The organism is Bradyrhizobium sp. USDA 4516 (assembly GCF_054055915.1).
Genome location: NZ_JBSRXT010000001.1, coordinates 1,859,708 through 1,872,379 on the forward strand (window position 1 = coordinate 1,859,708; position 12,672 = coordinate 1,872,379).

Sequence of the window (12,672 nt, forward strand, 5' to 3'; positions counted from 1 at the left end):
GAACCCGACAATTTTAGGAAAATTGTGCGAAACGGGCGGACGACACCCGGTCCCGATCGCACCCGATTGGAACGCGGGGCGCGTAGCCCGCAGAAGCTGACGTCCGCAGGCTTACGACCGTCGTGCAGATTCCGCGTCATTCCAGTGGAAGCGCGGCATACAGGTCGCCGTGGCCGTTCGATTCAAAGCGCCGATGTCTCGTGAGTAGGCACGAGCTTTCACGGATGACGACAGTCGAAGGACGAGGCGCTCAATAATCCTTCAGCAGCCGCTCGATGTAGTCGAGCTCGATCTGCGGCCGCGACGGATCGGCGAGGCGGCGGCGCAGCTCTTCGAGGATGCGGCGGACGCGCTGCACGTCGATCTCGCCGGGGATCTTCACCGTGTAGTCGTCGCCGAATTCCCGGCCATGCAACGGGCGGCCGAGCGGATCGGTCTGGTTGCCGCCGCTCTGCTGGCGGCCGGCGCGGTTGCCGGGGCTGTCGCCCGGCTGGTCGCCATCGCCCTGCTGCATCGCGTCGGCGAGGCTCTGGGCGCCCTTGCGTAGCGCATCCAGCGCACGGCCCTGCGAATCCACCGCGCCGTCGGCATTGCCCTCGCCGAGCCGCCCGGAGGCATCGCCCATCGCGGAATCGGCCTGGTCGAGCCCGTCATCGCCGTCATCGCCCTGGTCGCCGCCTTGATCGCCCGGCTGCGCCTGGTCGCCCTTCTGACCCTGGCCTTTCTGGCCCTTCTGGCCGCGCTGGTCCGGTCCCATGCCGCGCTTGGCGAGTTCTTCCTGCAGCTTCTTCAAGCGGTCGCGCAGCGCCTGCTGGTCCTGCTGCAGGTCGCCCATCGACTGCTCGCCCTGCTTGCCGCGCATGCGGTCGCGGCGGGAATCCTGGCCCTGCTTGAAGGTCTTGTCGCGCAATTGCTGCTGCTTGCGGATCATGTCGCCGAGCTCGTTGAGCGACTGCTGCATGTCGTCGTCGCCCTGATTGGGCTGCGCCATTTGCAGGTTTTCCAGCATCTGCTGCATCTGCTCGAGCAGCTGCCGCGCCGCATCCTTGTCGCCGGAGCGTGACAGCCGCTCCATGCGATCGAGCATGTTCTTGAGATCCTGCTGGCTCAGCACCTTGGCATTGGGATCGAGCGGCCGGGCGAGCTGCTGCGGATTGTTGCGGAACTGCTCGACCATCTGGCGGAGGAAATTGTCCAGCGCGGCGCGCAGATTGTCGGTGAGCTTCTTGATCTCCTCGTCGGTCGCGCCGCGCTCGAGCGCCTGCTTGAGCGCGTCCTGCGCCGCGCGCAGCGCCTTGTCGACGTCCGAGATATTGCCGTCCTCGATGGTGACGGCGAGCGACCACAGGCTGGCGACCACCTCGCGCAATTGGTCGTCGGTGCGCGCCGCCTCGAGCTGCCGGCTCACGGTGTGCAGGCCAAGGTAATAGCCGGTCTCCGGCATGAACATTTCGGGCGCGATCATCAGCGCCTCGAGCGCGGCGAACACCTGGCCGTTCTGGTTGGCGTCGAGCGCCAGGATACGGCGCTGCTCGATCAGCGCGCGCGCCAGCGGCTTGGTGAACAGGCGCTCCGGCAGCCGCATGTTGAACGGCTCGCTCTTGCCCTCATTGCCGGCCTCGTCCTTGGCCGTCAGCGTCAAGGTCACGTCGGCGCCGGCATAGGGATCCTCACTGAGGTCCTTCACGGTCTGGCCGACGCCGTTGCGGGTGCGCGCATTCGGCAGCACCAGCGCGAATTGCGGCGGCTCGAACAACGGCCGTGGTTGCGCCGCCTTGCCGTCGGCATCCTTCTTGCCGTCAGCCTCCTTCGGCGCATCGGTCGGCCGCACCGCGAATTGCGCGCGCGCTTCGCTGACGCCGTAATCGTCCTCGAGCCGGTAGGACATCTGCAGCGCGCCGCGCGCCTGCCGCTCCGGATCCTTGGCGAGCGCAATCGACGGCGGGCGGTCCGGCGTCGCGGTGAATTTCCACTGCGGCTGGCCGGCCGGCGCACGGACATGCGCGGTGCCGTCGCCGGTGATCTTGAAATGCCGCTCGTTGGTGCCCTTGGGCGCCTGCCCGTCCGGCGCGACCTCGGTAACACCGCCACCGACGACGACGTCGATGCTGCCGCCGCTGGAGCGCACCAGGAGCGTGCTGCCGGCCGGAACCGCGAGCGGGGTGGTGTCCGCCGCGTTGGCGTCCTTGCTGGCGTTCGACAGAATGATCGGCGGCTTGCCGGTGTAGTTGGGCGGCGTCACCCAGGCATCGACCCGGACATTGGCCGGCGCCATGATGCCGTTCCAGTCGAATGCGGAGGCGACCCGCAGGCCGCGCTCGTCGCCGGCGGCGACATAGCTCGCGACCAGCATCACGATGACCAGCGCGCGCAGCGCCCAGGGGTCGTGCAGCGACACGCGCGGCCGCGGCAGCCCGGCGCGGATGCGCTTGATCGAGGCCAGCGTGCGCTCGCGCTGCGCCTGCCACAGCGCCAGTGCAAACGGGTCCTTGTTGGTGAGCGTGTCGGAGAGCGTGGTCGCCGGACGATGGCGAGTGCCGGCGCCGCGGTCGAGCCGGCTCAGGCCCTCCTCGCGGCTCGGCCAGCGGAAGCGCACCAGCGGCGACAGCGCCGCGAGCGCGGCAATCGCGAACAGGCCGGCGCCGGCCACGCGTACGACAAACGGCAGCACCAGCCACAGCCCGGCCCAGGACGCGACCAGGAACAATCCTGCGACCGTCAGGAACCGGGCCAGATGCGGCCAGGCCCGTTCCCACCCAATCGCGAACCTTGCCCGCTGCAGAGCCTCTGTCAGTTTCAGCCGCGCGATCGCATCGCTGTCGCGGACGGCGCGTGACGGGTCAGAGGGGTCGATGTTGGCTCCGCTCAATAAAATCTCCGGGGTAGCCGGCAGGTCAGCCTAGCACGGCGGCGGCTTTGAGGCACCCGTTCCAGGCAGTAACCCACACCGGGAAATACGCATAACACGAAGGCGTGACTGCGGCGGTTCGACCCCGTAACGTCCCGGCCGAACCATCGCATTAACGCATGAGGAACGCGATATGGACCAAAAAACGCACGACAAGGGGCTCGAAATCCGCAAGGCGGTGCTGGGCGAAGCCTATGTCAACAATGCGCTGAAGAATTCGGACAGCTTCAACAAGCCATTCCAGGAACTCGTCACCGAATATTGTTGGGGCGCAGTCTGGGGCCGCGAGGAACTGCCGCGCAAGACCCGGAGCATGCTCAACCTCGCCATGATCTCGATCCTGAACCGGCCGCACGAATTGAAGGCCCACATCAAGGGCGCGCTGACCAACGGCGTATCCCGCGACGAAATCCGCGAGATCTTCATGCAGGTCTCGATCTATGCCGGCATCCCCGCCGGCGTCGACAGCTTCCGCATCGCGCGCGAAGTGTTCGCCGAACTCGACAACAAGGCGTGAGCGAGCTCCACTCGTTGTCGTCCCGGCCAAGCGAAGCCGAGCCGGGACCCATAACCACAGCTCGTCGTGGTTACGACGGCTGTGGCCCCGACTGCACCAAACAACTTAGTCCTGGGGTTATGGGTCCCTGCTTTCGCAGAGACGACATCGTGTGGGAGGCGCGCATATCGCACATAACGACATAGAGGAAACGACTCATGGAAATCGGATTCATCGGCCTCGGGAAGATGGGCTTCCCGATGGCGCGCCGGCTGATCGAGGCCGGCCACAAGCTCACCGTGTTCGACACAGGCAAGGACGCGCTCGACAGGCTGGTCGCACTCGGCGCGGTGGCCGCAACCTCGCCCAAGGACATCGCCGACCGCGTCGAGACCGTGATGGCGAGCCTGCCCTCGCTGCAGGCCTCACTCGAGGTGGCGACCGGCGCGGGCGGCGTGATCGAGGGCACGCGCGTCAAACGCTTCATCGACCTCTCCACCGTCGGCTCGCGGATGGCGGTGAAGATCCACGAGCTGTTGGCCAAGAAGAACATCGTGCAGATCGACAGCCCGGTCTCCGGCGGCGTCGCCGGCGCCGAGAAGGGCACGCTGGCAGTGATGGTGTCGGGCCCGCGCGCCGATTTCGAACTGGTGAAGGGCGCGCTCGACGTCATCGGCAAGGTGTTCTTCATCGGCACCAAGCCGGGCTCCGGCCAGACCATGAAGCTCGCCAACAACTTCCTGTCGGCGACCGCGATGGTGGCGACCTCGGAGGCTGTTGTGATGGGCGTCAAGTCCGGGCTCGATCCGGCCGTGATGATCGACGTCATCAATGCCGGCTCCGGGCTGAACACCGCGAGCCGCGACAAGTTTCCGCGCTCGGTCTTGCCGCGCAGCTTCGACTTCGGCTTCGCCACCGGCTTGATGGTGAAGGACGTGCGGCTTGCGGTCGAAGAAATGCGCGCGCTCGGGCTGTCGATGGAAGTCGCCGAGGCGGTCGGCCGGCTCTGGGAAGTCATCATCCGCGACGAGGGACCGGAGTCGGACTTCACCGCGGCGATCAAGCCGATCGAGAAGGCCGCGGGCGTGATCGTCGGCGGCGGTAAAGGCGGCGCGCACGCCGCGAAGTAACGCTCTCGCCGAAATAAACGCTGTCGTCCCGGGCAAGCCAACGGGTCGGCGCGAAGCGCCGCCCGATGACAGGCTCCGCGCGACCCGGGACCCATCACCACAGGACTTCGTGGTTTAGCTGAGCTGCGGCCCCAGCTCAGGACAACAATCAGGAGCGGTGGTTATGGGTCCCTGCTCCCGTGCGCAATTGCGCACTAGGCAGGGACGACACCGTTAGTGAAGCGCGACACCGGCCATCACAGCCACGGCGCCGGCTTGTCCATCGCGATCAGGGCGTCGACGTCGATGCGCGGGCGGACCACGGCGTACTGGTCGTCTTTGACCAGCACTTCGGGCACCAGAGGCCGCGTGTTGTAGGTGCCGGACTGCACCGCGCCGTAGGCGCCGGCGGTCATGATCGCCAGCAGATCGCCGGCCTTCGGCTGCGGCAGCGCGCGATCGAGCGCGAGGTAATCGCCGGTCTCGCAGACCGGGCCGACTACATCCGCGACCATGGTCGGGGTGCCGGGCGCGGGCTGGCGCACCGGCAGAATGTCGTGATGCGCTTCGTACAGCGTCGGCCGGATCAGGTCGTTCATCGCCGCGTCGATGATGACGAAGTTCTTGGCATCGCCCGGCTTCACATGGATCACGCGGGTGACGAGGATGCCGGCATTGCCGACGATCATACGTCCCGGCTCGAACATCAGCGTGCAGCCGAGATTGTGCGTGACGCGCTTGACCATCGCCGCATAGGCGTCCGGCGCCGGCGGCGCGGCGCGATCCATGTAGTAGGGGATGCCGAGGCCGCCGCCGAAATCGATATGCGAGATGTCGTGGCCGTCGGCGCGCAGCGTCTGCACGAATTCGGCGAGCAGCCGGAAAGCGACCTCCAGCGGGCCGAGATCGGTGATCTGGCTGCCGATATGCACATCGGTACCGGTGACCTTGATGCCCGGCAGCTTTGCCGCGCGGGCATAGACCTCGCGGGCGCGGGCGATCGGAATGCCGAACTTGTTCTCGGACTTGCCGGTCGAGATCTTGGCATGGGTGCCGGCATCGACATCGGGATTGACCCGCACCGAGATGCGGGCCGTCTTCTTCATCTCGACCGCGAGACGCGACAGCATCTCGAGCTCCGGCTCGGACTCGATATTGATGCAGAGGATGTCAGTTGCGAGCGCGGCGCGCAGCTCGCCTTCGGTCTTGCCGACCCCGGAGAACACGATCTTCGAGGGCGGAATGCCGGCCGCCAGAGCCCGCTTCAACTCGCCGCCGGATACCACGTCGGCGCCGGCGCCGAGCTTGGCCAGCGTGCGCAGCACCGACTGATTGGAGTTCGCCTTCATGGCGTAGCAGACCAGCGCCTTCTCGCCGGCGAAGGCTTCGGTGAAGACGCGGTAGTGACGCTCCAGCGTCGCGGTCGAATAGCAATAGAACGGCGTGCCGACGGCCTCCGCCAGCTCAATGAGATTGACCGCCTCGGCATGCAGCACGCCGTTGCGATAGTCGAAATGGTTCATGACACGCTTTTAAATACTAATTGCCGAGCAGCGGATCGAGGAGGAAGGGCCGTTTATTGCCTCGCGGCGCGGCCGGCGCGGCCTCCGAGCCATAGGTCGGATTGAACACGCTGGGCTGCGCCGCCCGCTCGCTCTCGGTGTCGCTCGGTGCCGCGCCCGGCGCGACGTTCGCGGTCGGCGGCAGGTCGAGCGGTCCCTTGCGGCCGCAGCCGCCGAGCGCCAGCGCGGATACGCCCAGCACAACGATGGCCCATCCCGAGGGGGTCAGGCGGTTCTTGCTAATCACGACGAATTCCCCAATTCGGGCGGCACCATACAAACATTGGCGTGCTCTGGCGAGAGGCGGAGCGCCATGAAATCACGGCCAAATTTTCCGGTTCAGCCCAATTTTCGCTCTTTTTCCAGCCGCTTGGCCCAGGCCTTGGCCTGCGCCATCACATTCTTCGGCGCCGTGCCGCCAAACGAGGTCCGGCTCTGCACAGAGGATTCGACGCTGAGCACCCTCAGCGCGTCGGCCGTGATCTTCGGCTCAACCTCCTGCATGGCCTTGAGCGGCAGCTCGTGCAGCGCCACACCCTGCTTCGATGCCAGGCCGACGATGCGCCCGGTAACGTGGTGGGCGTCACGGAACGGCATTTTCAGGGTGCGCACCAGCCAGTCGGCAAGATCGGTGGCGGTGGCGTAGCCCTCGCCGGCGGCGGCCTTCATCTTTGCTTCGTCCGGCACCAGGTCCTCGACCATGCCTGTCATGGCGCGAATTGCCAGTGACAGCGCCTCGAAAGCCTCCATCGCGCCCTGCTTGTCCTCCTGCATGTCCTTTTGATAGGCGAGCGGCAGGCCCTTCATCACGATCAGCAGCGCGGTGAGCGCGCCGATCACGCGGCCGGTCTTGGCACGGACCAGCTCGGCCGCGTCCGGATTGCGCTTCTGCGGCATGATCGACGAGCCAGTGGTGAACTTGTCGCTGAGCTTGACGAGGCCGACCAAGGGCGAGGTCCAGATCACGATCTCCTCGGCGAAGCGCGACATATGCACTGCGCAGATCGCGGCCGCCGACAGCGTCTCCAGCACAAAATCGCGGTCGGATACCGCGTCGAGCGAATTGGCCATCGGACGGTCGAAGCCGAGCGCCTTTGCGGTCGCGGCGCGGTCGATCGGAAACGAGGTCCCGGCGAGCGCGGCCGCGCCCAGCGGCGATTCGTTCAACCGCTTGCGCGCGTCGGCGAAGCGGCCGCGGTCGCGGCTGGCCATCTCGACATAGGCCAGGAGATGATGACCGAAGGTCACGGGCTGCGCGGTCTGCAGATGGGTGAAGCCCGGCATCACCGTGCCGGCATGCTCCAGCGCGCGCGCGACCAGCGCCTGCTGGAACGCGGCCAGCGCCGCATTGGTCTCATCGATGGTGTCGCGGACATAAAGCCGGAAATCGGTCGCGACCTGGTCGTTGCGGGAGCGCGCGGTGTGCAGCCGGCCCGCCGCGGGCCCGATCAATTCGGACAACCGCGACTCGACATTCATATGAATGTCCTCGAGCGCGCGCTTGAAATCGAAATCGCCCTTGCCGATCTCTGACAAAATCGTGTCTAGACCTTTGCCGATATTTTTCGCATCAGCGGACGTGATGATGCCCTGCGCAGCGAGCATCGCGGCGTGGGCCTTGGACGCGGCAATGTCCTGGGCATAAAGGTGACGATCGACGTCGATGGAGACGTTGATTTCCTCCATGATCGCGTCGGGACGTTCCGAGAAGCGGCCGCCCCACATCTTGTTGCTCATGACATCTCGCTCACGAATTCGTATTTCAGCCTTGCGGTTTCATGGCCGGAGGCGGCGAAACAGCACCGCAGTTCCGGTCGTATTCCCGGCACTGCTTAGCCACATCGACCCAGGATGACAAACGATATGCCCGAGACGACCCAACCCAACCCGACCGCCAGGCCGACCGCCAAGTGGCGCATCCCGCTGGTGATCGGCGCCGTGCTGGCCGGGGCTGTGATCGGCTATGCGGGGGTCTCCAGCCTCAAGCATCCCGCGGGCGGCGATATCGCCTGCAACAGCGCGGTGGCTCTTGCGAAGAAGATCGCCCCGCTTGCCCACGGCGAGGTCGCGGCGCTGACCATGGCGACCACCCCCTTGATGCTGCCCGACCTGACCTTCGAGGACGCCAACGGCCAGCCGAAGAAGCTCTCGGACTGGCGCGGCAAGACCGTGCTGGTCAACTTGTGGGCGACCTGGTGCGTGCCCTGCCGCAAGGAAATGCCGGCGCTCGACAGCCTGCAGACCAAGCTCGGCGGCAAGGATTTCGAGGTGGTCGCGATCAACATCGACACCCGCGACCCGGACAAGCCGAAAAACTTCCTGAAAGAGGCCAATCTGACCAGTCTCGGCTATTTTTCGGATCAGAAAGCCAAGGTTTTTCAGGATCTTAAGAACATAGGCAAGGCGCTGGGCATGCCGACCTCGGTGCTGGTCGACGGCAAGGGCTGCGAAATCGCCAATATCGCCGGTCCCGCCGAATGGGCGAGCGACGACGCGATCAAGCTGGTGAAGGCCGCGCTGCAGCCAGCCGCAGCCGGGTTCTGATCAGGCGACGGTGTTGAGGTTGTCGCCGATGCCGGGCGACAAATTCGCGGTGGAAGGCGTGCCGAGCAGGGTCTGAACCGCGAACTTCTCGGCGTCGAGGTTCTGCTTGGTCACGCGGGTTGCGATCTCACCCTGCAGACTACCCTGCTGCATCGACAGGATGCTGGTGACCATGCTCATCATGTCCATACGCGGCACTCCCAAAACTGGGGTTTGAGGTAACGCGCGAAAGTTAATGCTTGGGTAATCGATGGCCGCGTCAGGCTGACGCATCGGCCTCGAAATTCCCGCTAGCGCGATGATCCGCGTCTCAGGCCGCGTTCGCCGCGAAGGCGGCGCCGAGGGTGCGCAGCGCTTGCCGTGTCCGCGCATCGGACAGTTTTGAGTGAAGCATGACGTCGCGGGACGGCAATGGCGGCAGGCCAAGCCGCGGCCCGAGATCGACGGTGTCCGCCGGCGCCACCCGGCGCGCCAGCGCCGCGACCGCAAGGCCTGCGGAGATCGCAGCTCCGATCGTCGACAACCCGCCGCCGACGAATGCCTCGGTCCAGGCGATGCCGGCGGCGTCGAGCGCTTCGACCGCCATGGCACGCACGCTGCACGGCTCGGCTTGCGTCGCGAGGCGCAACGGCTCGCCCGGTCGATGGTGAAAATCGGGTGCGGCCATCCAGCCGAACGGCTCTTCGAACAGCACGTCGCCATCGCGGCGCTTGGCGTCGTGGCGGAGCACGATCGCAGCATCGAGCCCGCCGTCGTCGAATGCGCTAAGCACCGAACGCGACGTGTCGACGTGCAGCTGGATCACCAGCCCGGGATCGGTGCTGTTCATCCGCTTCAGCAGCGAGGCGAGCTCCGAGCCGACGATGTGGTGGCTGATGCCGACGACCAGCCGCCGATGCTCGACGGCAAACGAGCTGATCGCCGATTGATGCGCGGCCACCAGATTGCGCGCGGCGCCGAGGAAGGCGGCACCTTCAGCTGACAGCCGAACCAGCCGCGGCGTTCGCTCCAGCAACCGCCGGCCGAGGCCGTCTTCCAGACGCCTGATCTTCAGGCTGACCGCGGACTGCGTGGTCTCCATCGCCTGCGCCGCGCGCGTGAAGCTGCTGAGATCGGCCACCAGGACGAACGCCTGGACCGCCTCGAGGTCGAGCGCCTTCATGGTCATTCATTTAAATATGAAATCATTGAAATGCTTTATCATACCGTTTTTCAATGAACAAGGAGCCTCTAGGATCGGCGGCACGTCACGCCACCAGGAGAGCCACCATCATGCCGCTGACCCGCGTTTCATTGCGACGGGGCAAGCCCGCCGCCTACCGCAAGGCCGTTCTCGAAAGCCTTTATCGCGCCATGCGCGAGACCTTCGACGTGCCGGAAGGCGATCGCTTCATGACAATCTCCGAGCACGATGACGATGATTTCCTCTATGGTGCCGACTATCTCGGCATCAGGCGCAGCGATGATCTGATCATCATCCAGATTACTGTCAGCAATACCCGCCCGGTGGCGCAGAAGCAGAAGCTCTATCGACGGATCGCGGAACGGCTGACCGAAAGCCCCGGCCTGCGCGCCGAGGACATCTTCATCAACCTTGTCGAGGTGCTCCCCGAGAACTGGTCGTTCGGCAACGGTGAGGCGCAATACGTCCGATGACCGCTGCACCGCTTCTCTCACCGCGCATGAGCGGCATCACGGCATCGCCCGCATCGGTGCTGCGCCGCCGCGCCCGCGAACGGCGCGCCGCCGGGCGCGACATCATCGAGCTGTCGTCGGGCAATCTGGACTTCCCGACACCGGAGCATGTGATCACGGCGGCGCATGACGCGGCATTGCGCGGCGAAACCCGTTACACCGATGTCGACGGCACGCCGGAGCTGAAGCGGGCGGTGCACGCCGCGCTGCTGCGCGACCATCATCTCGACTATGGTCTGGACGAGATCGTCATCACCAACGGCTCGACGCAGGCGCTGTTCAACGCGCTGCTGGCGACCCTGGCGCCCGACGACGAGGTGATCATCCCCGCACCGTATTGGGCGCCCTATCTCGATCAGGTGCGGCTGGCCGGCGCGGCGCCGGTGGTGGTGCCGTGTGCGCAGAACGACGGCTTCAAGCTGCGCGCGGAGGATTTGCAGGCGGCGATCTCGGCGCGAACCCGCTGGATCATCGTCAACAATCCGGTCAACCCATCCGGCGCGCTGTATTCGCGTGATGATCTGTCCGAGATCGCCACGGTCCTGCTACGGCATACGGACATCTGGGTGCTGGCCGACGGGCTCTACGAGCACATCGTGTTCAACGGATCTCCGGCGCCGACGCTTGCGGAAATCGAGCCGCGCCTGAAGCCGCGGACGCTGACCGTCAGTGGCCTCGCCAAGAGCTACGCCATGATGGGATGGCGCATCGGCTATGCCGCAGGACCCGCGGCGCTGATCCGCGCGATGATCACGATCCAGTCGCAGACCACGTCCGGCGCGTCGTCGATCAGCCAGGCCGCGGCAATTGCCGCGCTCGACGGCGCGCAGGATGTGCTGCTTGCGCGTGCCGCCATCCTGCGCGCCAAGCGTGACCGCTTTGCCGAACTCGTGAACGAATGCGCCGGGCTGTCCTGCACACCGCCGGAAGGCACGTTCTATCTGCTGGTCGCCTGCGCCGGCATAATCGGCAAGCGCGCGCCCGACGGCAGAGTGATCCGGACCGACCGCGATTTCTCGGCCTATCTGCTCGAGGCGGCCGACGTGGCAGTGTTTCCCGGCGAGGATCTCGGGCTGTCGCCCTATATCCGCCTCAGCTTCGCCAACCCGTCATCGACCATCGAGGAGGCCGCAAGGCGGCTGAAGCGCGCCTGCGCGGCACTGCAATGACGCCTCACGGACGGACCCCGCGCCTCGCGCTGACAGCACATCTGCTCGGACTTGGAACGGGTGTGACGATGATTGTCGGTCTGGTGCCCGCGACGCTTGCGCTGCTGCGGGCACTGATCTGAAGACGCGACGATTACCGCGTCGGGATCGGCTTGTCGCCGCGATAGTCGTAGAAGCCGCGCTGGCTCTTGCGTCCGAGCCAGCCGGCCTCGACATACTTCACCAGCAGCGGACACGGCCGGTACTTGGAGTCGGCCAGCCCCTCGTGCAGCACCTGCATGATCGACAGGCAGGTGTCGAGGCCGATGAAATCGGCGAGCTCGAGCGGGCCCATCGGATGGTGCGCGCCGAGCTTCATCGCGGCATCGATCGCCTCGACGTTACCGACGCCTTCATACAGCGTGTAGATCGCCTCGTTGATCATCGGCAACAGGATGCGGTTGACGATGAAGGCGGGGAAATCCTCCGACACCGCGACCTGCTTGCCGAGCTTGGCGACGAACGCCTTGGCGGTGTCGAAGGTCATGTCGTCGGTGGCGATGCCGCGGATCAACTCGACCAGTTCCATCGCCGGCACCGGATTCATGAAATGAATGCCGATGAACTTCTCCGGGCGGTCGGTCGAGGCGGCGAGCCTTGTGATCGAGATCGACGACGAGTTGGTCGCGACGATCGCCTCCGGCTTCAGTACCGCACAGACCTCGTGGAAGATCTTGCGCTTGGTCTCTTCCTTCTCGATCGCGGTCTCGATCACGAGATCGCAATCGGCGAGCGCGTCGAGCGACTCGGCGGAGGCGATGCGGTCGAGCGCCTGCTTGCGGTCGCTCTCGCTGATCGCCTTCTTCGCGACCTGCCGGGTCAGATTGCCGTTGATGGTCGCCAGCGCCGACTTCAGCCGGTCGCCGGACACGTCATTGAGCACCACGTCGAAGCCGGCCAGCGCCGCCACATGGGCAATGCCATTGCCCATCTGGCCCGAACCGATCACGCCGACCTTTTTGATTGCCACCGTCATCTTGTCATCCACCGGAACGGCGCGCACATCGCGCCTGCCCAATTCCAACGATACCCGAAGTAAAGCCTTCCGGGTTGCCCAATCCGCCGGAAAACGTTTCCCGGGACCATGATGTGATGACAGGTCATCATACCCGGGTCCCATTTTCCCCCGTCGAGCATGATCCTTTCGGAA

Annotated in this window: 12 protein-coding genes; 5 read left to right on the plus strand and 7 right to left on the minus strand. The window is 65.6% G+C overall.

Annotated features, from left to right (window positions below; all coding sequences use genetic code 11):
* Positions 1 to 250: 250 nt before the first annotated feature.
* Positions 251 to 2,869, minus strand: a complete 2,619-nt coding sequence (locus ACVI1L_RS08745) for a TIGR02302 family protein (protein ID WP_456782699.1) — start codon at positions 2,867 to 2,869, stop codon at positions 251 to 253.
* Between the two features lie 172 nt (positions 2,870 to 3,041).
* On the opposite strand from ACVI1L_RS08745, the gene ACVI1L_RS08750 reads away from it, so the two are divergent.
* Positions 3,042 to 3,425, plus strand: a complete 384-nt coding sequence (locus ACVI1L_RS08750; RefSeq protein ID WP_018268955.1) for a carboxymuconolactone decarboxylase family protein — start codon at positions 3,042 to 3,044, stop codon at positions 3,423 to 3,425.
* A 197-nt stretch (positions 3,426 to 3,622) separates the two neighbouring features.
* The gene (locus ACVI1L_RS08755) at positions 3,623 to 4,534 is read left to right on the plus strand and encodes an NAD(P)-dependent oxidoreductase (protein ID WP_229191844.1); all 912 of its coding nucleotides are present in this window, start codon (positions 3,623 to 3,625) and stop codon (positions 4,532 to 4,534) included.
* Positions 4,535 to 4,770: 236 nt separating this feature from the next.
* Here the strand turns inward: ACVI1L_RS08755 and lysA are convergent, their stop codons facing one another.
* The 3 genes from lysA to argH all read right to left on the minus strand — a co-directional run bounded on the left by lysA (position 4,771) and on the right by argH (position 7,812).
* Complete coding sequence (gene lysA, locus ACVI1L_RS08760; protein ID WP_057017759.1) at positions 4,771 to 6,036, minus strand: diaminopimelate decarboxylase; 1,266 nt, start codon at positions 6,034 to 6,036, stop codon at positions 4,771 to 4,773.
* A gap of 16 nt (positions 6,037 to 6,052) precedes the next feature.
* Complete coding sequence (gene lptM / locus ACVI1L_RS08765; RefSeq protein ID WP_456782700.1) at positions 6,053 to 6,322, minus strand: LPS translocon maturation chaperone LptM; 270 nt, start codon at positions 6,320 to 6,322, stop codon at positions 6,053 to 6,055.
* A gap of 92 nt (positions 6,323 to 6,414) precedes the next feature.
* The gene (argH, locus tag ACVI1L_RS08770; protein WP_456782701.1) at positions 6,415 to 7,812 is read right to left on the minus strand and encodes an argininosuccinate lyase; all 1,398 of its coding nucleotides are present in this window, start codon (positions 7,810 to 7,812) and stop codon (positions 6,415 to 6,417) included.
* Between the two features lie 126 nt (positions 7,813 to 7,938).
* On the opposite strand from argH, the gene tlpA reads away from it, so the two are divergent.
* Positions 7,939 to 8,619, plus strand: coding sequence for a thiol:disulfide interchange protein TlpA (tlpA, locus tag ACVI1L_RS08775; RefSeq protein ID WP_168857833.1), 681 nt, complete (start codon positions 7,939 to 7,941; stop codon positions 8,617 to 8,619).
* On the opposite strand, the gene ACVI1L_RS08780 is transcribed toward tlpA, so the two are convergent.
* Complete coding sequence (locus ACVI1L_RS08780) at positions 8,620 to 8,808, minus strand: putative motility protein (RefSeq protein ID WP_076827427.1); 189 nt, start codon at positions 8,806 to 8,808, stop codon at positions 8,620 to 8,622.
* 121 nt (positions 8,809 to 8,929) lie between these two features.
* Positions 8,930 to 9,781 carry a LysR substrate-binding domain-containing protein gene (locus ACVI1L_RS08785; protein ID WP_456782702.1) on the minus strand — a complete coding sequence of 284 codons (852 nt, stop codon included), beginning with the start codon at positions 9,779 to 9,781 and terminating at the stop codon, positions 8,930 to 8,932.
* 110 nt (positions 9,782 to 9,891) lie between these two features.
* On the opposite strand from ACVI1L_RS08785, the gene ACVI1L_RS08790 reads away from it, so the two are divergent.
* On the plus strand, positions 9,892 to 10,275 hold the full coding sequence (locus ACVI1L_RS08790) for a tautomerase family protein (protein WP_076827425.1): 384 nt from the start codon (positions 9,892 to 9,894) through the stop codon (positions 10,273 to 10,275).
* Positions 10,272 to 11,483, plus strand: coding sequence for a pyridoxal phosphate-dependent aminotransferase (locus ACVI1L_RS08795; protein WP_456782703.1), 1,212 nt, complete (start codon positions 10,272 to 10,274; stop codon positions 11,481 to 11,483). Before ACVI1L_RS08790 ends, ACVI1L_RS08795 begins: the two co-directional genes overlap by 4 nt.
* A 133-nt stretch (positions 11,484 to 11,616) precedes the next feature.
* Here ACVI1L_RS08795 and ACVI1L_RS08800 read toward each other — a convergent pair whose 3' ends face one another.
* The gene (locus ACVI1L_RS08800; protein ID WP_076827506.1) at positions 11,617 to 12,498 is read right to left on the minus strand and encodes a 3-hydroxybutyryl-CoA dehydrogenase; all 882 of its coding nucleotides are present in this window, start codon (positions 12,496 to 12,498) and stop codon (positions 11,617 to 11,619) included.
* Positions 12,499 to 12,672 lie beyond the last annotated feature (174 nt).

What these genes read in the sequence shown, in the direction of transcription:
- ACVI1L_RS08750 (WP_018268955.1), top strand. Translation starts at nt 3,042, where the DNA reads ATGGACCAAAAAACGCACGACAAGGGGCTCGAAATCCGCAAGGCGGTG.
- ACVI1L_RS08755 (WP_229191844.1), top strand. Translation starts at nt 3,623, where the DNA reads ATGGAAATCGGATTCATCGGCCTCGGGAAGATGGGCTTCCCGATGGCG.
- lysA (WP_057017759.1), bottom strand. Translation starts at nt 6,036, where the DNA reads ATGAACCATTTCGACTATCGCAACGGCGTGCTGCATGCCGAGGCGGTC.
- argH (WP_456782701.1), bottom strand. Translation starts at nt 7,812, where the DNA reads ATGAGCAACAAGATGTGGGGCGGCCGCTTCTCGGAACGTCCCGACGCG.
- tlpA (WP_168857833.1), top strand. Translation starts at nt 7,939, where the DNA reads ATGCCCGAGACGACCCAACCCAACCCGACCGCCAGGCCGACCGCCAAG.
- ACVI1L_RS08780 (WP_076827427.1), bottom strand. Translation starts at nt 8,808, where the DNA reads ATGGACATGATGAGCATGGTCACCAGCATCCTGTCGATGCAGCAGGGT.
- ACVI1L_RS08785 (WP_456782702.1), bottom strand. Translation starts at nt 9,781, where the DNA reads ATGAAGGCGCTCGACCTCGAGGCGGTCCAGGCGTTCGTCCTGGTGGCC.
- ACVI1L_RS08790 (WP_076827425.1), top strand. Translation starts at nt 9,892, where the DNA reads ATGCCGCTGACCCGCGTTTCATTGCGACGGGGCAAGCCCGCCGCCTAC.
- ACVI1L_RS08795 (WP_456782703.1), top strand. Translation starts at nt 10,272, where the DNA reads ATGACCGCTGCACCGCTTCTCTCACCGCGCATGAGCGGCATCACGGCA.
- ACVI1L_RS08800 (WP_076827506.1), bottom strand. Translation starts at nt 12,498, where the DNA reads ATGACGGTGGCAATCAAAAAGGTCGGCGTGATCGGTTCGGGCCAGATG.